We start from the raw sequence: 20,345 nt of genomic DNA, 5'->3' as shown, positions 1-20,345 counted from the left end.
AGAGCTGCCGGCGCTGGTGGAATAAGCGCCAGCGGCCCATCAGGCATGTAGTTTCTGCGCCGCCCAGAGCACCTGGTCAACCACGGCCTGCACGCCGGCGCGGTGCGCGTCCTGTTTCAGGCTGCCATCTTCGGCAAAGGCTTCGAAGGCGCGGGCCAGGGCGAATTGCTTGGGCGCCACCCAGCATTGCAGGTTCATCATCAAGGGCGTGAGATGGCTGAGCGAGCGCAGGCCGCCCAGGCCGCCGGGCGAGGCACTCAGCAGGCCGACCACCTTGCCGCTGAACGGGCGAAAGCCGTCCTTCCATACCGGGTCGGATTTCACCGGGCTGGAGGCCCAGTCGATGGTGTTCTTCAGCAGCGCGGTATAGCTGCCGTTGTACTCGGGCGCGCAGATGATCCAGGCTGGGTGCTCGAACATCAGCTGTTTCAGGCGCAGCACATCGGGCGGCGTGCCCTTGGCTTCCAGGTCGGCGTTGTACATGGGGATGTCGAAGTCGGCCAGTTCGATATGGCTGACCCGGGCCCCGGCGGCGGTCGCCAGCTGTGCCGCGGCGTGGGCCAGTTGGCGGTTGTACGACTGTTGGCGGGTGCTACCCGCGAAGATGAGGGTTTTCATGGCACAGATTTCACCACAGCCCGGGCTTCGCGGTAGGCCTTGGGTGTTTGCCCATGCTGGGCGCGGAAGGTGTGGATGAAATAGCTGGCGTTGGCAAAGCCGCAGGCCCAGGCGACTTCTTTGACTGCCAGCGCGCTCTCGGTCAACAGCCGGGCGGCGCGGGCCATGCGCATGCGGTTGATGTAGGCCACCAGCGCTTCCTGGGTTTGCTGGCGGAACAGGTGCGACAGGTAGTCGGCGGTGCAGCCGCATTGGCTGGCCAGGCCGCGCACGCTCAGGTCCTGGTCGCCGAGCTGGTTCTGCACCAGCACCCGCAGCTTGGTCACCCAGCCGGATTCGGGCGCGGCCTGCGGGTCGGTAGCGGCCAGGGCTTGCAACACGCCGGCGGTGGCGGCGGCCAGCAGGGCGCGCACCTGCGTGATCTGGGTGGTGGCCCAGGCCGGTGCGTCGCTCTGGCCGAGCCGGGCCGCATCGGCCAGCCAGTCGTGGATATGCCGGGCCTGCGGGTGTTGGCGCATTTCCAGGTGCTGTATGCCGGGCTGGCCAACGTTTTGTTCATAGGCCAGGTGGCAGGTCAGCGCATGGGCTTCGGCATAGACCACCAGGTTGGCAAAGTTTTGCCCTGGCGCGGCGCGCACGCTTTCACAGTGCAGCAGCTGGGGCGGCATCAGCAAGGCCTCGCCCGGACCCAGGGTTTGCGTGCCGTGCGGGAAGCGGAAGTCGGTCCAACCGCTGGTCTGCAGAAACAGCTCGGGGCCGACGTGGAAGTGGCCTTCGCCACGCGCTACCGGCGCCCCGCTGGGCAGGTGCACGACCAGGCTGCCGGCCATAGCGCGTTGCAAAAAGTCCGCCAGATGCCCACGCATGGCCATGGCATTCGGGCCGCCGGCAGGTGCCGAGGGGGTGGCTTGCAGGCAGGAGCTAGCTTGTAATCGGACATCCATGTTTTTTGCTATTGATTGCGGATTTTTGGCAGATATTGCGCTTGGTACACCGCGGTCTGCGGCTTAAAGTTTCGATCCATCAGGGCTAGCAAGCCTATATCCGACCCCCAAGGAGACTCTCAGTGAAAACCCGGATTTCTGTCATTGTCTGGAACGAATACCGCCATGAACGCGAAAACGCCATGGTCGCAGCCATCTACCCCGAGGGCTTGCACACCACCATCGCCCAGGCCTTGCAAACCACGCCGGGCCTGAACCCCGGCGCCTTGCCGCTGGACGTGGGCACCGCCACGCTGGACGAGCTGGAGCACGGCCTGAGCGAAGAGCGCCTGGCCAACTGCGACGTGCTGGTCTGGTGGGGCCACAAGGTGCACAACCTGGTGGATGACGCGATCGTCGACCGCGTGCAGAAGCGCGTGCTCGAAGGCATGGGCCTGATCGTGCTGCACTCCGGCCATTTCTCCAAAATTTTCCGCCGCATGATGGGCACCAATTGCTCGCTCAAATGGCGCGAAGCGCACGAGAAAGAGCGTCTCTGGGTGGTCGAGCCTTCGCACCCCATCGCCGCTGGCCTGGGCGAATATTTCGAGCTGCCGAACGAAGAAATGTACGGCGAGCGCTTCGACATTCCGCAGCCCGACAGCACTGTGTTCATCTCCTGGTTCGAGGGCGGCGAGGTGTTCCGCTCTGGCTGCTGCTGGGAGCGCGGCCATGGCCGCATCTTCTACTTCCGCCCCGGCCACGAGGCCTACCCGACCTACCACGACAAGAATGTGCAGCGGGTGATTGCCAATGCTGTGCAGTGGGCCGCACCGCGGGTGCAAATCGTCGACGTGTGCCCGAACGCCGCGCCCTTGGAACCGATCAGCCTCAAGCCCGGTTTTGCCAATGTCGGCATTACCCAAACCCAGGCGGACCTGGTATGAGCGAAGCGAAAAAACTGCGCGTAGGCGTGATCGGCCTGGGCATGGGCCGGGCCCACATCCAGGGCTGGCAAGAGCATCCGCAGGTGGAAGTGGTGGCCCTGGCCGATCCCGACGCGGCGCGCCTGGAGCTGGTGGGCGATGAGTTTGCGGTTGCCGGCCGCTACGCCAGCGCCGAGGCCATGCTGGCTGCGGAGCAACTGGATGTGGTCAGCGTTTGCACTCCGAACAAATTCCACAAACAGCTGACCCTGGCGGCCCTGGCTGCCGGCTGCCATGTGCTGTGCGAAAAGCCCATGGCTATGGACGCGGACGAAGGCCGCGAGATGCTGGAAGCCGCCAAGGATGCGGGCAAGCGGCTGATGATCAACTTCTCGTACCGCTTCAGCGCCGCATCCCGGGCCTTGAAAACCCAGGTCGATGCGGGCCTGTTTGGCGACTTCTATTTCGGCCGCAGCGTCTGGCACCGCCGCCGCGGTATGCCGGGTTTTGGCGGCTGGTTTGGCACCAAGGCGCTGGCCGGCGGCGGGCCGCTGATCGACCTGGGCGTGCACCGCCTGGACCTGGCGCTGTGGCTGATGGGCTACCCGCAACCGACCTGGGTGATGGGCAGCAGCTACAACGCCATCGCCAGCCCCTTGGCGGAGAAGGCCGGCAAGACCTTTGACGTGGAAGACCTGGCTGCTGGCTTCATCCGCTTCGAAAACGGCGCCACGCTGGTGCTGGAGGCCTCCTGGGCCGCGAATATCCAGGAGGAGGAGCTGATGGAGACCCGGCTGCTCGGCACCCAGGCCGGTTTGCTGCAAAAGAACCTCAATGGCGGCTACACCTTCGACGCCCATGTGTTTACCGAAGTGAATGGCGCGCCGGTGGATATGCACCTGTGCCCGCCGACCAAGCTGGCCCCGTCGGCCATGTTCGACTATGCCGAGGCGATTCTGACTGGCCAACCACACCCCGCCGGTGGAGAGCAAGGTCTGGTGGTGATGGAGATACTGGACGCGCTGTACGCCAGTGCGCGCAGCGGGGCGCCGGTGCAGATCCAGGCTTAACACCAGCGGTTTACCATGCCGCATGAACGATCTGAATGCGCTGCAATCCATGGGCCTGACCTTGCCCAGCCCGGCCTACATCCTGGGTGCCATCATTTTTGGTCTGGTGGGTTTTGCTGCGTTCCGGCAGGGTCGTAAGGCCTCCCGGCGCGACCTGACATTTGCGGGCCTGGGCTTGATGCTCTACCCCTACGCCGTGGCGCAAACCTGGTTGCTGTGGCTGGTGGGCGCAGCACTGACGGCCTGGGTGGTCTGGAAGTGGAACTGATCCGCAGCGTGGGGGTTCCTACCGGCCATTACAGTCAGGCCGGTATGCATATCCAAAAAAGCTTTTGTGTTTTCTCGGCCGCTGCCGCTTTGCTGCTGGGCGGTTGTTCCACTGCGCCCAGAGCGCCCGAACCGTCTGCGATCAGTACCGTGCCGTCACGCCTGTCGCCCGAACAGGCGACCGACATCACCATCTACGCGCTGAGCCTGGTCGGCACGCCGTACCGCTATGGCGGTAATACGCCGGATGCGGGTTTTGACTGCAGCGGCCTGATCGGCTACGTGTACCAAAACCGCGCCGGCTTGAAGCTGCCGCGCACCGTGGCCCAGTTGCAGAGCGCCGGCCAGGCCGTGCCGCGTGAGGAGCTGCGCTCTGGCGACCTGGTGGTATTCGGCCGTGGCACCCATGCGGGCATCTACGTGGGCGAGGGCCGGTTTGTGCATGCGCCGTCGAGTGGCGGCGAGGTGCGCTTGAATCCGCTGGATTCCGGCTACTGGGCGACGCAGAAAATGGCCTTTCGCCGTCCCTGAGGCGGTGGCGGGTGGTTTCACGTGAAACCTGCCACCCGATTTGCCGTCTATCCACGGCGGGGCTTTAGGACTAGACTGGACTTGGTTTCACCGAAGTGCCGCCTTGCGGCAACATCATGAACATCAACGACTTCGTCAAAGCCCAATCGGTGGCCCTGTACCTGGGCAGCCGCAGCCGCGTTACGTCGAGTAGTGCGGCCAATGCCGGCCTGTCGGCGCAGCCGGGCTTTCAGCGCGCTGAAAAGCGCATCCAGGCGCAGGTCGACACCACCACCGCGCAGCTATCTTCGTTTGGCAAGCTCAAATCCGCGCTGTACGACACCCAGGTGGCGGCGCGCGCGCTGGACGGTGCGGCCACGGCCGGCAGCTCCACGGCTGCGGCGTTGCAGACCGCGGTGCGCAATGTGGCCTCGGCCTTCAACAGCGCGGTCGTAGCTGCCAAGGCCACGGCCGCCACCCAGAACGCCAGCCGCGCCGGAAAGGACTTGGTGGCCGCGCTGAGCACCAATGTGCCCATGACCGATGCGCTGAAGAACCTGGGTTTCAGCCTGGGCCTGGACGGCAAGCTGGCGCTGGACCGGAATACCTTCGACACCAGCTACAAGGCCGACCCGACCGCCGCGCTGGCCAGCCTAGCCACGCTGGGCCAGCAGGTGTATGCGGTGACCACCCAGGCGCTGGGGGCCGAGGGCTCGCTGGGGTTGGCGCTGTCGTCGCTGACCCAGCAGTCGAGCATCCTGAAAACCCAGCAGGCGATGCTGGCGTCGCTGGGGCTGGGCAGCACCAGCAGCCAGACCAGCAACGGCAACAGCAACAGCAACAGCAACGGTGCCTACGATTTCGGCCTGGCCGTCTACCGCAAAAACCTGGTGTCAAATACCTAGCCAGCGCAGGTGGCATAAGCGCCAGCCGCTATCAAAAATAGAGTTTCAGTCTTTGCGCCGGTACAGGTACCAGGCGGCCAGTGCGGTAAATACCGCCACCATCGAGACGATGGCCATGAAGCCATGCGGGTACTCGGCCAGCGGGATGCCGCCCACGTTCATGCCCAGCAAACCGGCGACGATGTTGATCGGCAGGGCCAGCACGGTCACCATGGTCAGGGTGAAGACGCTGCGGTTGGTCTGCTCGCTGACCTGGGCGGCGATTTCTTCCTGCAGCAGCTTGATGCGCTCCTTCAGCTCCGACATGTCGCGGATGGTCAGCGAGAACTCTTCCGTGGCCTGGCGCAGCTCTTCCAGGTCGTGTTCGCTGATCCAGGGTGGCGGCAGCCGCAGCAGGCGGAACAGCGCCCCCGGCTCGGGCGCCAGCAGGCGCTGCAGCCGCACCAGCACGCGGCGCAGCTTGCCCAGGTCGGCGCGCCGGTTCTGCAGCCGGCCGACCAGGAACTTGTCTTCGATCACGTCCACCTGCACCGTGGCGTCGCGCACGATGCGCACCAGCACGTCGCCTTGTTCTTGCAGCAAGGTGTTCAAAAAGGCCACGGAAGAGGGCAGGGGCTTGCCGGTCTTTACCGCGGCGCGCATCCGGTCGATGGAGCGCAGCGGGTGCGAGCGCGCGCTGATGGCCATGTGCGGGCCGACGTTGAGCCACAGGCTGGCGATCTCGGCCGGGTCGAAGGCGAACTCGTAGGCCACGTCGTTGACCACCGCGATCAGCGTGTCGTGCGCGTCCTCGATGCGGGTGGAGCGTGAGCCTTCGTGCAGGGCTTCGAAGAACTCGGGCACCACGTCCAGGTGCTTGCGGATGCAGGCCTCGGCCGCCGCGTCGCTGAGGTTGAAGTGCAGCCAGACAAAATCTCCCGCGGCCTTGGCCTGGCCGTTGCGCAGCCAGGCGGTGGCTTCGGCCAGGTCGACGGGCTGGCCGGGCGCGCCGTTTTCAAACCGGTAGCCGCACAAAAGGCCGTTCTTGTCGGAGCCGTAGCTGATGTCCATGATGCAGCAAGTGCCTGTGAGCAAAGCGACAAGTCTCTTGCAGTACGGTGACAGTTGTGTGACAAAACCCGGTTTAATTCAGAAGAAAAAGGCCGCTGACGCAGATAGAACCAGCGCCAGCCGCTATGAAATGCATAGTGCTCAGGCAGCCGCCTTGGCGGGCAGCACCCGCTTGACCAAGCTCACCACGGCCAGCACCGCGGCGCCCGCCAGCACGCCGGTGATGCCGTCCAGCAGCAGCGGCGCCAGGGTGTGCAGCAGCGGGCCGATGCCGGCCACGTCCGCGGCCTTTTGCGTGAGCGCTTCCACCAGATGATGCAGGGCCGGCCAGCCGTGCGTCAGGATGCCGCCGCCGACCAGGAACATGGCAGCCGTGCCGACGACGGACAAGGTCTTCATCATCCACGGCGCAAACACCAGAATGCCGCGGCCCAGGCTGCGCTGGAAGGCGCTGGCCTGCTGGCTCAGGTACAGGCCGGCGTCGTCCAGCTTGACGATGCCCGCCACCAGGCCGTAGACGCCGACCGTCATGATCAGCGCGATGCTGCTGAGCACGGTGAGTTGGGTGCTGAAGCCGCTGTCCTGTACCGTGCCCAGGGTGATGGCAATGATCTCGGCCGACAGGATGAAGTCGGTGCGCACCGCGCCTTTGATCTTGTCTTTTTCCAGCGCCACCAGGTCTACTGCCGGGTTGGCCACGGCTGCTACCCGGGCCGCGTGCTCCGCGGCGTCCTGGTCCGGGCTGTGCAGGTATTTGTGCGCCAGTTTCTCGAAGCCCTCGAAGCACAGAAAGGCGCCGCCGACCATCAACAGCGGCGTCACCGCCCAGGGTGCGTAGGCGCTGATGGCCAATGCGGCCGGCACCAGGATCAGCTTGTTGCGCAGCGAGCCCTTGCACACCGCCCAGACCACCGGCAGCTCGCGCTCGGCCTTCACGCCGCTGACCTGCTGGGCGTTCAGCGCCAGGTCGTCGCCCAGCACGCCGCTGGTCTTCTTGGCCGCCACCTTGGTGAGCAGGGTCACGTCGTCCAGGATGGAGGCGATGTCGTCGATCAGGGCGAGCAGGCTAGAGGCCATGGAGCTGGGTCTTTACTAGAGGGCCGCCGCACCATGCAGCGGTATCGGCCGGATTGTCGCTGGCGCGGCGAGCCGACCGTGGAAAGGGGTGAAAAATTTATACAAAACAAGGCGCTAGCGCAGATAGAAGCTGCGCAGACAGCTATTAAATAAATAGCAAATTACCTTGAAGTCTGCGGGGATTATTTGGCCCGGCCTTTGCCCGCCCGTTCGTACTTGCGCCAGTAGGTGAACGGGTCTTCATGGACTTCGATGTCGACTTCCATGATGCGTGCCTGCAGCCGCTCCTGCACATCGGCCACGCCCTGGTTGTAGACCAGCGGGCCGATTTCTTCGAGGAAGAAGCCGAGCAAAGCGCCAGCCGCGATGTTGCCGATTTTCTCTTCCATGTTTTCCTGGAAGTAGCGCTCGATGGAGGCAATGGCTTCTTTGCGCGCGTCTTTGGGGATTTCGATAGTCATGGGGTGGTAGGTCAGGGTTGGCGCATAAGCGCGCGTTTGGAGGAGATCTGCACTGTGATGGCGGCCATCACCGCGGTGCCGAATGCCCACGCCATGGGCAGGCGCGGCAAGGCGACAGACAGCGTAAAGCAGAACGCCACGGCCGCATACTGCCCCGTGACCATCGCCTTCAGCAAGGTGGCGGTAAAGGCCGGCCCCTGGCTGCGGTGCGAAAACACCGCCAGGACCGTACCCAGGACCGGAAACACCGCCAGCAAACCGCTCCAGCCCGGGCCTACGTAGGCGGCGCTCAGCGTGACGGCCACGGTCAAAAAAGCACCGGCCAGCATGCGCAGGCCCAGTTCCACCGCACCGAGCGGACGGGCGCGTACGGGGGCTGTGCTGCGCGGAAAGCAGCGCGGTGCCGTCAGCAGGGCGAGCAATGCCGCCAGCAGGGCCATGGCCTGCGTCAACGGATAGGCCGACAGGCACAGCGCGGTTGCGGTCCAACCCACTAAACCCAGGGCCATGGACGCTTGCCAGGGCAGGCGTTGCGCCGCATGCGCATAGGCCAGGCTGAAGGCCACCGATGCCAGTACCGCCGACAGCGCCGCGGTGGCCGCGCGGGCGGTGAACGGGATGCCATGTTCTATGGCCAGGAAGAACAGGATGGGGCCGGCGACCACCGGTAGCCCGGCCAGCCAGCCGGCAATCGCCGGCCCCCAGCGTTTACCGGCCAGCGTGACCAGCAGCAGAAATGTAGGAACCAGCAATAGTTTGAGAGTGAGCACGGTAGAAGAGGGAAGTGGTATCAGTCCAGCGGGAATGCGGGATCTTGCAGGGAAGGGTGGGATGGGACGGCTTGCTGCAGGGCATCCAGGGCGCCCCGGATGGCCTGCGAAACGGCTGGATCGGCCAGCATGCCGTCTTCGCTGAGCTGCGCGCCCAGTAAAGGAATGCTGATGGACGCCGCTTCGACAATCTCGGCCGACATGGTTTTCAGTATCTCGCGCAGCGCGGCATCGGCCAGGTGGGCGCGTGGCGAGGCATTTAGCACGGCCACCGGCTTGGCCACAAAGGGTTCGAAGCTGACCAGCCAGTCCAGCGCATTCTTCATCGCGCCGCTGATGCCGTGGGCGTATTCCGGGCTGGCGAGCAGCAGCGCATCGGCGGCTTGCACCTCGGCGTACAGGGCGCAGACGGTAGGCTGCTGGGCCGGGTCCAGATCGGGGTTGAACAGCGGCAGTTGGCCCACACAATGGCTGACGTGAACCTGCACATCCGGTTCAGCCAGGCGGGCGGCGGCGCGCAGCAGGGCGCTGTTGATGGAGGCAGCGCGCAGGCTGCCGGACAGGGCGAGGATGTGCATGGGACCGGAAGGGGAATGGGGAATCGGACGCCGGGGGCCAGAAACGGCCCGGCCCACTAAAATATACAACCCCCCAGCTTCTAGTCTGTACGCCGCCCCATCCGGGGCACTCTGCGCCGACGCGCCCGTGCATGGAGAACTGGGCGCTTGAACCGATAGGAATGTGTATGTTGTACCCCCAGGAATTTGATGTGATCGTGGTTGGCGGTGGCCATGCCGGCACCGAGGCCGCGCTGGCCGCTGCGCGCATGGGCAGCAAAACTCTGCTGCTGACGCACAACATCGAGACCCTGGGCCAGATGAGCTGCAACCCGTCGATTGGCGGCATCGGCAAGGGCCATCTGGTGAAAGAGGTGGACGCACTCGGCGGCGCGATGGCCTTGGCCACCGACGAGGGCGGCATCCAGTTCCGCATTCTCAATTCCAGCAAGGGCCCGGCCGTGCGTGCCACCCGTGCCCAGGCCGACCGGGTGTTGTACAAAGCCGCGATCCGCCGCATGCTGGAGAACCAGCCCAACCTGTGGTTGTTCCAGCAGGCGGTGGACGACCTGATGATAGAAGGCGATCGCGTGGTCGGCGCCGTCACCCAGGTCGGCATCCAGTTCCGCAGCCGCACCGTGGTGCTGACGGCCGGCACCTTCCTGGACGGCAAGATCCACGTCGGCCTGAACAACTACGCCGCCGGCCGCGCCGGTGATCCGCCGGCGGTCAGCCTGAGCGCACGGCTCAAGGAACTGAAGCTGCCGCAAGCCCGCCTGAAAACCGGCACGCCACCGCGTATCGACGGCCGTAGCATTGATTACAGCAAACTGGCCGAACAGCCCGGCGACGGCATGCCGGGCGGCGTCGGCGACCAGATTCCGGTGTTCAGCTTCATGGGCAAGCGCTCCATGCACCCGGCGCAAATGCCGTGCTGGATTACGCATACGAATGCGCGCACCCACGAGATCATCCGCTCCGGCTTCGACCGCAGCCCGATGTTCACCGGCAAGATCGAGGGCGTAGGCCCGCGCTACTGCCCGAGTGTGGAAGACAAGATCAACCGCTTTGCAGACAAAGAGAGTCACCAGATTTTCCTGGAGCCTGAAGGCCTGACCACCCACGAGGTCTACCCCAACGGCATCTCCACCAGCTTGCCGTTCGACGTGCAGTACGACCTGGTGCGCTCCATGGTCGGGCTGGAAAACGCCCACATCCTGCGCCCCGGCTACGCGATTGAATACGACTACTTCGACCCGCGCGCACTGAAAAGCAGCTTTGAAACCCGGGCTATTGGCGGCCTGTTTTTCGCCGGTCAGATCAACGGCACCACTGGCTACGAAGAAGCTGCGGCACAAGGCCTGTTCGCCGGCATCAACGCTGCGCTGCAATGTCGGGGCGAAGCATCCTGGCTGCCGGGCCGCGACCAGGCTTACCTGGGCGTACTTGTCGACGACCTGATCACCAAGGGCGTGACCGAGCCCTACCGCATGTTCACCAGCCGCGCCGAGTTCCGCCTGCAGCTGCGCGAGGACAACGCCGACATGCGCCTCACGGAAGCCGGCCGCAACATGGGCCTGGTGGACGATGCGCGCTGGGAGTCGTTCAACCGCAAGCGCGATGCTGTTTCACGTGAAACAGAGCGCCTGCGTGGCCTCTGGGTCAGCCCGAAGAACCTGGCGGCGGCCGAATCCGAACGCGTCTTGGGCAAGGCCATCGAACACGAATACAGCCTGGCCGAATTGCTGCGCCGGCCCGACGTGAGCTATGGCCAGCTGATGACCTTGGCCGATGGCAAGTTTGCGGTAGAAGAATTTTCTGCCGCTGTTCCACGTGAAACAGCCGAGACCGATTTCGTTGCCGCGGTGCTGGAGCAGGTGGACATCAACGCCAAATACTCGGGCTACATTGAGCGCCAGAAGTCCGAGATCGACCGCGCTGCGCACTACGAGCATCTGAAGATTCCGGCCGACCTGGACTACCTGGCCGTCACCGCGCTGAGTTTCGAGGTACGCCAGACCTTGCATAAACACCGCCCGGAAACCCTGGGCCTGGCTTCGCGCATGACCGGCGTGACGCCGGCGGCGATCTCGCTGCTGCTGGTGCACTTGAAGAAAATGGGCTGGAAAGACCGTCCGACGGTAGAAGAGGCTGTTCTGTGAGCGACCGTCTGCAAACCCTGACCCAGGCTGCCGAACAACTCGGCCTTGCCTTGTCGGCCGAGCAACTGCAAACCCTGCTGCGTTATCTGGACCTGATCCTGAAGTGGAACAAGGTCTACAACCTAACGGCAGTGCGCGACCCGGACGAAGCGCTGACCCACCATCTGATCGACAGCCTGGCCGCGGTGCCGCCGTTGCAAAAGCATCTGGCGACTTTGGCGCCGGGTGCCCGCTTGCTGGACGTGGGCTCGGGCGGCGGCCTGCCCGGCGTGGTGTTCGCCATCTGCTGCCCAGACCTGCATGTGAGCTGCGTCGACACGGTGGGCAAGAAAGCCGCGTTTGTGCAGCAGGTGGCGCTGGAGCTGAAGCTGCGCAATCTGCGCGGTGTGCATGCGCGGGTGGAAAACCTGAAGGAAAAGTTCGAGGTGGTGAGCTCACGGGCTTTCGCTTCGCTGCTGGACTTCACGACCTGGTCGGTGTCCAGCCTGGCAGAGCAGGGTGTCTGGCTGGCCATGAAGGGCAAGCACCCGGACGCCGAACTGGCAGTTTTGCCCACCACAGTGGCAGTGTTTCACGTGGAACAGTTAACTGTGCCCGGCCTGGATGCCGAACGCTGCATCATCTGGATGAAGATTAAAAACGCCGTCGCGTAAACTCGGCTCCTCACACGCGAGGAGTTTTCCATGTTTGGCATTGCAAATTACGGCGCATTTGTCGCTGCCATCATCGTTTTCTTGATGATCCCCGGGCCCGGTAATCTGGCCTTGATCACCTCCACCAGTAAGGGCGGAATCCGCGGCGGCCTGGCCGCGACGCTGGGCGTGATCCTCGGTGACCAGGTGCTGATGTGGACCGCGGTGGCTGGCGTGGCGGCCTTGCTGGCCAGCTACCCGGTGGCCTTCGCGGCGGTGCAGTGGGTGGGTGCGGCCTACCTGGCCTATCTGGGTTTCAAGATGCTGCTGGCCAAGGCCGGCGACGCGCCGATTCTGAACATCAAGCCGTCCCACTTCCTGCGCCAGGCCTTGATGATCACCCTGCTGAACCCCAAGGCCATCGTCTTCTACATGGCTTTCTTCCCGCTGTTCGTCGACCCTGTGCAGCACCGGGGCCTGCTGACCTTTGCGGTGATGGCCTTGACGATTGCCGCGCTGACATTTGTGTATGGCCTGATCGCCACGCTGTTGACCCATTTTCTGGCCGAGCGCATGCGTGCGAACCCGGTCGTGTCCCGTGCGCTGAACAAGCTGGCGGGTGTGTTTCTGATTGGCTTTGGCGTCAAGCTGGCTCTGTCTAAATAATCTGTGTCGAAAGCATCCATGGCCAAAGTATTCTGTGTAGCGAACCAAAAGGGCGGTGTCGGCAAGACCACCACCACGGTGAATCTGGCGGCGGGCCTGGCCAAGGTCGGGCAGCGGGTGCTGATGATTGACCTGGACCCGCAAGGCAATGCCACCATGGGTTCGGGTGTGGACAAGCGGACCCTGGAGCTGACGGTGTACGACGTGCTGCTGGAGTCGGCCAGCATCGCCGAGGCGCGGGTCAAGTCGGAAAAATGCGGCTACGACGTGCTCGGCTCCAGCCGCGAACTCAGCGGTGCCGAGGTGGAGCTGGTGGCGATGGAGCGGCGCGAAAAGCGTCTGCGTGCCGCCATCGAGGCCGTGGCGCAGGACTACGACTTTGTGCTGATCGACTGCCCGCCCAGCCTGTCGATGCTGACCCTGAACGGCCTGTGCGCCGCCAACGGTGTGATCGTGCCCATGCAGTGCGAATACTTTGCGCTCGAAGGCCTGACCGATCTGGTCAACACCATCAAGCAGGTGCATGCCAACCTGAACAAGGACCTGCAGATCATCGGCCTGCTGCGCGTGATGTTCGACCCGCGCATCACCTTGCAGCAGCAGGTCAGCGACCAGCTGAAGGCGCACTTTGCCGACAAGGTGTTCAACACTGTGATCCCGCGCAATGTGCGCCTGGCCGAAGCGCCCAGCTACGGCCTGCCGGGCGTGGTGTTCGACCCTTCCGCCAAGGGCAGCGTGGCCTACGTTGATTTCGCCGAAGAAATGGTCTTGCGCATCAAATCCATGTAACAAATAGGCCGTTGGCGCATGTACTACCTGCGCAAGTAGCTACTAAATCAATAGCAAATGACATCTGTACGCGTATTGTTGCTCCCCGGCTGGCAAAACTCCGGCCCCAGCCATTGGCAAACTTTGTGGGAAACCCAGTTTGGCGACCTGCGGGTTGAGCAGCACGACTGGATGCAGCCGCTGCGGGGCGACTGGATCACCCGCCTCGAAGAGGTGGTGCAACAGCAGGATGGCTCGGTTCTGCTGGCGGCGCACAGCCTGGGCTGCCACCTGGTGGCGGCCTGGGCCGCGGTGTCGGGCAGCCTCGGCAAAGTGCAGGGCGCCTTGCTGGTGGCACCGCCCGACACGGCCCAGCCCGACTACCCGCCCCAGCTGCACCGCTGGGCCCAGCCGGTGCTGCAGGCCCTGCCGTTCTCGGCAGCCCTGGTGGCGTCCACCGACGACCCGTATTGCAGCTTCGAGGCAGCTGCGAAGCTGGCCAACCACTGGGGTGCGGCCTTGCACAACATCGGCGAGCGCGGCCACATCAATGCCGAATCCGGCCTCGGCGACTGGCCGCAGGGCAGGGCGCTGTTACTGAATCAAAAATAGAAAGCACATAGATATGGCAACCCCTAAACGCAAAGGCCTGGGCATGGGCCTGGACGCCTTGCTCGGCCCCAAGGTACAAGACCCTGTACCGCAAGAGCCTGGCCTGCCCACCGAGCTGCTGCTGACCGAGCTGGTGGCCGGCCAATACCAGCCGCGCACCCGCATGGATGAGGGCGCGCTGTACGAGCTGGCCGAGAGCATCAAGGTCCAGGGCATCATGCAGCCAATCCTGGTGCGGCGCCTGACCAGCGGCGACAACGCCGGCAAGTACGAAATCATCGCCGGCGAACGGCGTTTCCGTGCGGCCCGCCTGGCCGGTCTGGACCGGGTGCCGGTGCTGGTGCGCGATGTGCCGGACGAGTCCGCCGCCGCCATGGCGCTGATCGAAAACATCCAGCGCGAAGACCTGAACCCGCTGGAAGAAGCCCAGGGCCTGCAGCGCCTGGTAAAGGAATTCGGCCTGACCCACGAGCTGGCCGCCCAGGCCGTGGGCCGCTCGCGCAGCGCCGCCAGCAACCTGCTGCGCCTGCTGAACCTGGCCGAACCGGTGCAAACCATGCTGATGGCCGGCGACCTGGACATGGGCCATGCGCGGGCCCTGCTGGCGCTGGACAAGGCTTCGCAGATCACAGCCGCCAGCCAGATCGCCGCCAAGAAGATGTCGGTGCGTGAGGCCGAGGGCCTGGTCAAGAAGCTCAGCGCCGAGTTCTCGCTGACCCCTTCGCCCAAGCTGCAAAAAGAGAAGTCGCGCGACCTGAAACGGGTCGAAGAAGAGCTCTCCGACCTGCTGATGGCGGACGTAGAAATCAGCATCAAGAAGCGCGTCAAGCGCCACGGCAAGATCGAGGAAATGGGCGAGCTGACGGTGCAGTTCGGCTCGCTCGACGAGCTCAACGGCCTGATCGACAAACTCAGCCGCGGCGCCGCCCGCTAAGCCCATGCCGCGCATGCCATGGCCTCTGCCGTGGCCGCTACCGGCGCTGCTGGCCTGGGGCGGCGCCTGGGCGGTGTTTGTGCTGCTGTTGCAGCTCGGCCTGCCGGGCATTGCGGCCTTGCTGCTGGCGACCGCCTGCGGCGCGGCCTGCAGCCTGTGGGGCGCGACCTGGTGGCGGCGCGGGCTGATCGCCGCGGGCTTTCCGCTGTCGCTGGCCTTGTCTGGCACGCTGGCGCTGCCGGCCTGGGCCTGGCTGCTGCCGCTGGCCTTGTTCTTACTGGTCTACCCCTTGAACGCCTGGCGTGATGCGCCCCTGTTCCCGACCCCCGCCCAGGCCTTGCAGGGCCTGGCCGCCGTCGTGCCCCTGGCGCAGGGCGCGCGGGTGCTGGACGCAGGCTGTGGGCTGGGCCATGGCCTGCAGGCGCTGCGCCAGGCCTACCCGCAGGCCGAGCTGCACGGACTCGAATGGAGCTGGCCCCTGCGTGCTGCCTGCGCGCTGCGTTGCCCCTGGGCTCGGGTATGCCAGGGCGACATCTGGCGCGCGGACTGGAGCCCCTATGCGCTGGTCTACCTGTTCCAGCGGCCCGAAAGCATGCCGCGCGCGCTGGCCAAAGCCCGGGCGCAGATGGCGCCGGGCAGCTGGCTGGTGAGTCTGGAGTTCGAGGTGCCGGGTGTGCTGGCCACCGGCCGGCTGGAGGCCCCGGACGGCCGACCGGTGTGGCTGTACCGCATGCCGCTTACTCCATAAGCAGTAGATTTCTGCCGCGGATGCGTTGTATTCGGTTTATATTTTTGTAAACTCTTGCACTCATTTGGTTTCAAAAATTACCATGCACATCCTAAAAACTTCACTCGTAGCGGCTTGCGTAGTCGCCCTCCTGGCTGGTTGCGAAACCACCGACATGAAAATGGGCAGCTCCGAAGCCAAGACCGTAGCCACCGGCAGCGCGGGTGGAGCCACCAGCGCGAATGAAAATTCGCAGCTCGAAAAATGCCCGTCGGCCCTGGGCACGGTGTCGCTGATCGAAAACGAACAAGCCGGCTGGTACACCATCCTGCGCAACGAATACCGTTTGCCGCCTACCGCCAACCTGCTGCGCCTGATGATCCAGCAGTCCAACTGCTTCATCGTGGTGGAGCGTAGCGCTGCCGGCATGAACGCCATGAGCCGCGAGCGCGCGCTGATGAACTCTGGCGAAATGCGCCAGGGCAGCAACTTCGGCAAGGGCCAAGTGGTGTCGTCCGACTACGGCCTGTCGCCCGAAGTCATCTTCAACCAGAACACCGGCGGCGCAGCAGCCTCCATCGGCGGCCTGTTCGGCAATGCCGGCCGGGTGCTGGGTGCAGTGGCCGGCTCTACCGCCACGCGCGAAGCCAGCGTCATGCTGACCATGATCGACAACCGCTCCAGCGTGCAGGTCGCGGCCTCCGAAGGCAGCGCCTCCAAGACCGATTGGGGTGGCATGGGCGCCTTGTTTGGCGGCTCGGGCGGCGGTGCCGCGGGCGCCTACAACAGCACGCCCCAGGGCAAGGTGATTGCTGCGGCCTTCATGGACGCCTACAACGGCATGGTCCGCGCCGTGCGCAACTATCGCGCCCAAACCGTACAAGGCCAGGGTCTGGGCGGCGGCGGCAAGCTGGGCGTGGACGGCGGTGCCGCACCTTCGCAGACCTCGGCACCCGGTGCTGCTGCAGCCAGCATGTCGCTCAAGTCGGCACAAGAACGCCTGAACAAGCTCGGCTACGACGCCGGTGTGGCCGACGGCTCCATGGGCCGCAAGACCGTGGCCGCGCTGAACGCCTTCCAGAAGGACCGCCGCATCAGCCAGACCGGCCGTCTGGACGCTGCGACCATCCAGGAACTGGCGAAGTAACTCCCACGTCCATGGGCTGGTTGCAAGCCTCACGCACCGCGCTGGCGGTGCTGGCCTGTATCGGGGGCTGCGCGCAGGCGCAGCCCCTTTTTTCATCTTCCACGCTACCCGGCCTGTCGCCGGCCAATCCGGTGCCGGTACTGCAGCGCGAGCCCTCGCAACCATTGCGCTACCGGGTGATCGTGCTCGCCGGCGACGGCTGCATGGGCCTGGCGCCGCCGCTGGCGCGTAGCCTGGCCAGTCTGCCGCATGCCCAACTGCTGGTGCTGCACAAGCCCGGTGTCGACCCGCAGGCCGGACCTGGCAGCTGCACGCCCGGCTTCACCCAGCGTGACAGCCTGTCGCGCTGGCAGGAGAGCGCCCGCGCGGCCCTGCGTGCCGACGCGCTGGCCCAGGCCGGCAGCGCCCCCGTACCGCAGCTGCTGGTGGGGGTGGCCGAAGGCATCAACCTGCTGCCCGGCCTGGCCGCCGAGGTGCAGCGCCTGGCCGGCCTGGTGTTGCTGCAAGGCTCGGGGCTGGACCCGCTGGAAGCCGGTGTGCTGCAAGCCCAGCGCAGCGGCCAGCTGGCGGCCTGGCAGGCGTTGGATGAGGCCCAGCGTTCAGATGCGCCCGACAGCAGCGAGGTCCAGGGCCGCAGCCTGCGCTACTGGCGCGACCTGTGGCGCTGGCATACCGCCCGGCCCTTGATCGACCTGGAATGGCCCATCCTGCAGCTCTGGGGCGACGCCGATGCCCAGGTGCCGGCCGCCGCCTACCTGCGCTTTGCCGAACGCGCGGCCGGCCGCAGCGCGCCGCTGTGCACCCGCCACGTTGCGGCCGGCGACGCCGGTGCGCAGCAGCTGGGGATCTGGCTGGAGAAATGGGCGCTGGCGCCCGGGCAAGGCCTGTGCAGTGCCAGTCTGCCCTAGGTTGAATTTGCTCCTAATTTGAGAGCAACCCGCGCAGGTGGAATATGCGCCAGAGCCCTCAAACGTTTAAATCTTGAAAATCTTGCCCGGGTTCAGGATGTTCTGCGGGTCCAGCGCCTGCTTGATGGCGCGCATTATGGCCACCGCGCCGGCGCCGGTCTCGGCGACCAGAAAGTCCATCTTGTGCAGGCCTACGCCGTGTTCGCCGGTGCAAGTGCCTTCCAGCGCCAGCGCGCGGCTGACCAGGGCGTGGTTCAGCTGTTCGGCCTTCTCGCGTTCTTCAGCGTTATCGGGGTCGATCAGGTAGCCGAAGTGGAAGTTGCCGTCGCCCACATGGCCGACCAGGAAGTAGGGGATGCCGGAGGCGTCGGCCTCGGTGACCGAATCGAGCAGGCAATCCGCCAGGCGCGAGATCGGCACGCAGGTGTCGGTGGAGATCACCTTGCAGCCCGGGCGCGACTGCACGGCGGCGAAATAGGCGTTGTGCCGGGCCGTCCACAAGCGCGTGCGCTCCTCGGGGGTGCTGGCCCATTCAAAGGCCTGGCCGCCGTGGTCGGTGGCGATTTCCTGCACCAGCTCGGCCTGTTCCTTCACGCCGGTGGGCGAGCCGTGGAACTCCATCAGCAGCAGCGGTTCCTCGCGCAGGCCCAGCTTGGCGTAGCTGTTGACCATGCGCACGGTGTTCGCGTCGATCAGCTCGACGCGCGCAATCGGCACGCCCAGCTGGATCACCTGGATGGTGGAGCGCACCGCGGCCTCGATGCTGGGGAACGAGCAGATGGCGGCCGAGATGGCCTCGGGCAGCGGATAGACCTTGACGGTGGCGGCGGTGATCACGCCCAAGGTGCCTTCGCTGCCGACCATCAGCCGTGTCAGGTCGTAGCCGGCGCTGGACTTCTTGGCCCGGGTGCCGGTGTGGATGACTTCGCCGCTGGCGGTCACGACTTCCAGCGCCAGCACGTTCTCGCGCATGGTGCCGTAGCGCACGGCGTTGGTGCCGCTGGCGCGGGTCGCGCACATGCCGCCAATCGACGCGTCGGCGCCGGGGTCGATGGGGAAGAACAGGCCGGTGTCCTTGATAGCTTCGTTCAGCTGTTTGCGTGTCACGCCGGGCTGCACGGTGACCGTCAGGTCGTCGGCATTCACGCTGAGGATGGCGTTCATGCGGCTCACGTCCAGGCTGATGCCGCCTTGCACCGCCAGCAAATGGCCTTCCAGTGAGGAGCCGACGCCGAAGGGAATCACCGGCACCGCGTATTCGCTGGCCAGCTTCAGCGCGTCGGCCACGTCGGCCGTGCTCTCGGCAAACACCACGGCGGCCGGCGGTGGCACCGAGAACGAGGATTCATCGCGGCCATGGTGCTCGCGCACCGCCATCGCTACCGAGAACTGCGCGCCAAAGCGGGCCTGCAGCGCCTCGACCAGGGCAGCGGGCATGGTGCGGATGGCGATGGTTGGCAGCAGGTGCTGGGGGGCGGTGGGGGCGTTCATGGGCAGACTCCGGTAGAGGGCGTGGATACCGCACAATTCTCGCTCTATTCACACAAGGAGGCCGCCATGGCCAATCGCCTGACGCAAATTGCCACCCGCACCGGCGACGACGGCACCACCGGCCTGGGCGACAACACCCGGGTCCGCAAGGACAGCCTGCGCGTGCAGGCCATGGGCGACGTGGACGAGTTGAACAGCCACATCGGCCTGCTGCTGTGCGAGCCGCTGCCCGAGGGCGTGCGCACGCTGCTGGTGGAGGTGCAGCACCAGCTGTTCAACTTGGGCGGCGAGCTGTCGATTCCCGGCTTCGAGTTGCTGAAACCCGAGGCGGTATTGGCTTTGGACCAGGCGCTGGCCGAGCACAACGCTGCGCTGCCGCGGCTGGCCGAATTCATCCTGCCCGCCGGCAGCCGCGCCGCCTCGCAAGCCCACGTCTGCCGCACCGTAGCGCGCCGAGCCGAGCGTACCGTGGTCGCGCTGGAGCAGCTGGAAAGCCTGAAGGACACGCCCCGGCAGTACCTGAACCGCTTGAGCGATTTGCTGTTCGTGTTGGCCCGGGTGCTGAACCGGATGGACGGTGGGGACGACGTGTACTGGAAAAGCGAGCGTTTGGCGCGCAGCAGCGAGTAGCTATATTTTCAATAGCGGCTAGCGCAGATGGAATAAGCGCCAGCGGCCTAAAACACTAAAACGAACGAAGCGGCACGCCGGGCTTAGCTCAGAATCGCCATGGTGATGCGGGATGCGCAGACCATCTTGCCGGCGTCGTCCACCAGGTCGATTTGCCAGACCTGGGTAGTGCGCCCTATGTGCACCGGCCGGGCCGTGCCGGTGACCCAGCCGCTGGTCACGCCGCGCAGGTGGTTGGCGTTAATGTCCAGGCCCACGGCCTTGTGGCCTTCGGGCGAGGCGTACATCGCGCCGCAGGAACCCAGGGTCTCGGCCAGCACCACGCTGACGCCGCCGTGCAGCAGTCCGTAGGGTTGACAGGTGCGTGTATCCACGGGAACGCGGGCGCTGATAAAGTCGTCGCCTACTTCCAGAAATTCGATCCCCAGGTGGGCTATCGCCGTGCCCAGTGCCATGGTGCTGAGTGCTTCGACCGAGATCGGTTTCTTCCAGATAGACATACCCGTGTGCCCTGTGTTGGCGCCACTTTCAATG

At 65.2% G+C, this 20,345-nt stretch carries 24 protein-coding genes; 15 read left to right on the top strand and 9 right to left on the bottom strand.

Annotation, left to right across the window (positions count from 1 at the left end):
• Window positions 1-39: 39 nt before the first annotated feature.
• Both BLT66_RS07695 and BLT66_RS07690 read right to left on the bottom strand, forming a co-directional pair.
• On the bottom strand, window positions 40-618 hold the full coding sequence (locus BLT66_RS07695; protein ID WP_092757111.1) for an NADPH-dependent FMN reductase: 579 nt from the start codon (window positions 616-618) through the stop codon (window positions 40-42).
• The gene (locus BLT66_RS07690; protein ID WP_218922583.1) at window positions 615-1,562 is read right to left on the bottom strand and encodes a helix-turn-helix transcriptional regulator; all 948 of its coding nucleotides are present in this window, start codon (window positions 1,560-1,562) and stop codon (window positions 615-617) included. Before BLT66_RS07690 ends, BLT66_RS07695 begins: the two co-directional genes overlap by 4 nt.
• Before the next feature lie 122 nt (window positions 1,563-1,684).
• Here BLT66_RS07690 and BLT66_RS07685 point away from each other — a divergent pair, with 122 nt between their 5' ends.
• The 5 genes from BLT66_RS07685 to BLT66_RS07665 all read left to right on the top strand — a co-directional run bounded on the left by BLT66_RS07685 (window position 1,685) and on the right by BLT66_RS07665 (window position 5,219).
• A complete protein-coding gene (locus tag BLT66_RS07685) occupies window positions 1,685-2,488 on the top strand; it encodes a ThuA domain-containing protein (protein WP_092757110.1) in 804 nt (267 codons plus the stop codon).
• Entirely contained in the window at window positions 2,485-3,537 is a 1,053-nt protein-coding gene (locus BLT66_RS07680; protein ID WP_092757109.1) for a Gfo/Idh/MocA family protein, read from the top strand. Before BLT66_RS07685 ends, BLT66_RS07680 begins: the two co-directional genes overlap by 4 nt.
• A 22-nt stretch (window positions 3,538-3,559) precedes the next feature.
• Window positions 3,560-3,805: a hypothetical protein gene (locus BLT66_RS07675; RefSeq protein WP_092757108.1), complete on the top strand. Its 246-nt coding sequence runs from the start codon at window positions 3,560-3,562 to the stop codon at window positions 3,803-3,805.
• A gap of 44 nt (window positions 3,806-3,849) precedes the next feature.
• Entirely contained in the window at window positions 3,850-4,335 is a 486-nt protein-coding gene (locus tag BLT66_RS07670; protein ID WP_092757107.1) for a C40 family peptidase, read from the top strand.
• 116 nt (window positions 4,336-4,451) lie between these two features.
• Window positions 4,452-5,219 carry a hypothetical protein gene (locus BLT66_RS07665; protein WP_092757106.1) on the top strand — a complete coding sequence of 256 codons (768 nt, stop codon included), beginning with the start codon at window positions 4,452-4,454 and terminating at the stop codon, window positions 5,217-5,219.
• 45 nt (window positions 5,220-5,264) lie between these two features.
• Here BLT66_RS07665 and BLT66_RS07660 read toward each other — a convergent pair whose 3' ends face one another.
• From BLT66_RS07660 to BLT66_RS07640, 5 genes are all read right to left on the bottom strand, one after another.
• Window positions 5,265-6,269 (bottom strand): transporter, encoded by a 1,005-nt coding sequence (locus tag BLT66_RS07660; protein WP_092757105.1) that lies wholly within the window; start codon window positions 6,267-6,269, stop codon window positions 5,265-5,267.
• A 141-nt stretch (window positions 6,270-6,410) separates the two neighbouring features.
• Window positions 6,411-7,346, bottom strand: a complete 936-nt coding sequence (locus BLT66_RS07655; RefSeq protein ID WP_092757104.1) for a DUF808 domain-containing protein — start codon at window positions 7,344-7,346, stop codon at window positions 6,411-6,413.
• A gap of 182 nt (window positions 7,347-7,528) precedes the next feature.
• A complete protein-coding gene (locus BLT66_RS07650; protein ID WP_092757103.1) occupies window positions 7,529-7,807 on the bottom strand; it encodes a DUF2164 domain-containing protein in 279 nt (92 codons plus the stop codon).
• Window positions 7,808-7,818: 11 nt separating this feature from the next.
• Window positions 7,819-8,577 (bottom strand): hypothetical protein, encoded by a 759-nt coding sequence (locus tag BLT66_RS07645; RefSeq protein ID WP_092757102.1) that lies wholly within the window; start codon window positions 8,575-8,577, stop codon window positions 7,819-7,821.
• A 20-nt stretch (window positions 8,578-8,597) separates the two neighbouring features.
• Complete coding sequence (locus BLT66_RS07640; RefSeq protein ID WP_092757101.1) at window positions 8,598-9,155, bottom strand: NADPH-dependent FMN reductase; 558 nt, start codon at window positions 9,153-9,155, stop codon at window positions 8,598-8,600.
• Between the two features lie 167 nt (window positions 9,156-9,322).
• On the opposite strand from BLT66_RS07640, the gene mnmG reads away from it, so the two are divergent.
• From mnmG to BLT66_RS07595, 9 genes are all read left to right on the top strand, one after another.
• Window positions 9,323-11,296 carry a tRNA uridine-5-carboxymethylaminomethyl(34) synthesis enzyme MnmG gene (gene mnmG, locus BLT66_RS07635; RefSeq protein WP_092757100.1) on the top strand — a complete coding sequence of 658 codons (1,974 nt, stop codon included), beginning with the start codon at window positions 9,323-9,325 and terminating at the stop codon, window positions 11,294-11,296.
• Window positions 11,293-11,949, top strand: a complete 657-nt coding sequence (gene rsmG / locus BLT66_RS07630; protein WP_092757099.1) for a 16S rRNA (guanine(527)-N(7))-methyltransferase RsmG — start codon at window positions 11,293-11,295, stop codon at window positions 11,947-11,949. The genes mnmG and rsmG overlap by 4 nt, the downstream gene beginning before the upstream one ends.
• Before the next feature lie 30 nt (window positions 11,950-11,979).
• A complete protein-coding gene (locus tag BLT66_RS07625) occupies window positions 11,980-12,594 on the top strand; it encodes a LysE family transporter (protein ID WP_092757098.1) in 615 nt (204 codons plus the stop codon).
• Between the two features lie 18 nt (window positions 12,595-12,612).
• The gene (locus tag BLT66_RS07620; protein WP_092757097.1) at window positions 12,613-13,383 is read left to right on the top strand and encodes a ParA family protein; all 771 of its coding nucleotides are present in this window, start codon (window positions 12,613-12,615) and stop codon (window positions 13,381-13,383) included.
• Between the two features lie 57 nt (window positions 13,384-13,440).
• Window positions 13,441-13,974, top strand: a complete 534-nt coding sequence (locus BLT66_RS07615; protein ID WP_092757096.1) for an RBBP9/YdeN family alpha/beta hydrolase — start codon at window positions 13,441-13,443, stop codon at window positions 13,972-13,974.
• Between the two features lie 13 nt (window positions 13,975-13,987).
• Window positions 13,988-14,908 (top strand): ParB/RepB/Spo0J family partition protein, encoded by a 921-nt coding sequence (locus BLT66_RS07610; RefSeq protein WP_092757095.1) that lies wholly within the window; start codon window positions 13,988-13,990, stop codon window positions 14,906-14,908.
• Window positions 14,909-14,921: 13 nt separating this feature from the next.
• Window positions 14,922-15,656 carry a class I SAM-dependent methyltransferase gene (locus BLT66_RS07605; protein WP_092757826.1) on the top strand — a complete coding sequence of 245 codons (735 nt, stop codon included), beginning with the start codon at window positions 14,922-14,924 and terminating at the stop codon, window positions 15,654-15,656.
• Window positions 15,657-15,738: 82 nt separating this feature from the next.
• Window positions 15,739-16,782 (top strand): peptidoglycan-binding protein, encoded by a 1,044-nt coding sequence (locus tag BLT66_RS07600; RefSeq protein WP_092757094.1) that lies wholly within the window; start codon window positions 15,739-15,741, stop codon window positions 16,780-16,782.
• Between the two features lie 11 nt (window positions 16,783-16,793).
• Complete coding sequence (locus BLT66_RS07595) at window positions 16,794-17,690, top strand: hypothetical protein (RefSeq protein WP_092757093.1); 897 nt, start codon at window positions 16,794-16,796, stop codon at window positions 17,688-17,690.
• Between the two features lie 66 nt (window positions 17,691-17,756).
• Here the strand turns inward: BLT66_RS07595 and BLT66_RS07590 are convergent, their stop codons facing one another.
• The gene (locus BLT66_RS07590; RefSeq protein WP_092757092.1) at window positions 17,757-19,181 is read right to left on the bottom strand and encodes an FAD-binding oxidoreductase; all 1,425 of its coding nucleotides are present in this window, start codon (window positions 19,179-19,181) and stop codon (window positions 17,757-17,759) included.
• Between the two features lie 66 nt (window positions 19,182-19,247).
• Between BLT66_RS07590 and BLT66_RS07585 the strand changes: the two genes are divergently transcribed.
• Window positions 19,248-19,811, top strand: a complete 564-nt coding sequence (locus BLT66_RS07585) for a cob(I)yrinic acid a,c-diamide adenosyltransferase (protein ID WP_092757091.1) — start codon at window positions 19,248-19,250, stop codon at window positions 19,809-19,811.
• An 83-nt stretch (window positions 19,812-19,894) separates the two neighbouring features.
• On the opposite strand, the gene BLT66_RS07580 is transcribed toward BLT66_RS07585, so the two are convergent.
• Window positions 19,895-20,311 carry a hotdog fold thioesterase gene (locus BLT66_RS07580; RefSeq protein WP_092757090.1) on the bottom strand — a complete coding sequence of 139 codons (417 nt, stop codon included), beginning with the start codon at window positions 20,309-20,311 and terminating at the stop codon, window positions 19,895-19,897.
• Window positions 20,312-20,345: the final 34 nt, after the last annotated feature.

Origin of the sequence: Rhodoferax sp. OV413, assembly GCF_900104385.1 — a bacterium.
GTDB lineage: Bacteria > Pseudomonadota > Gammaproteobacteria > Burkholderiales > Burkholderiaceae_C > Rhodoferax_B.
The sequence above is the reverse complement of the archived record's forward strand: the minus strand, read 5'-3'. Positions and strand labels throughout refer to the sequence as shown.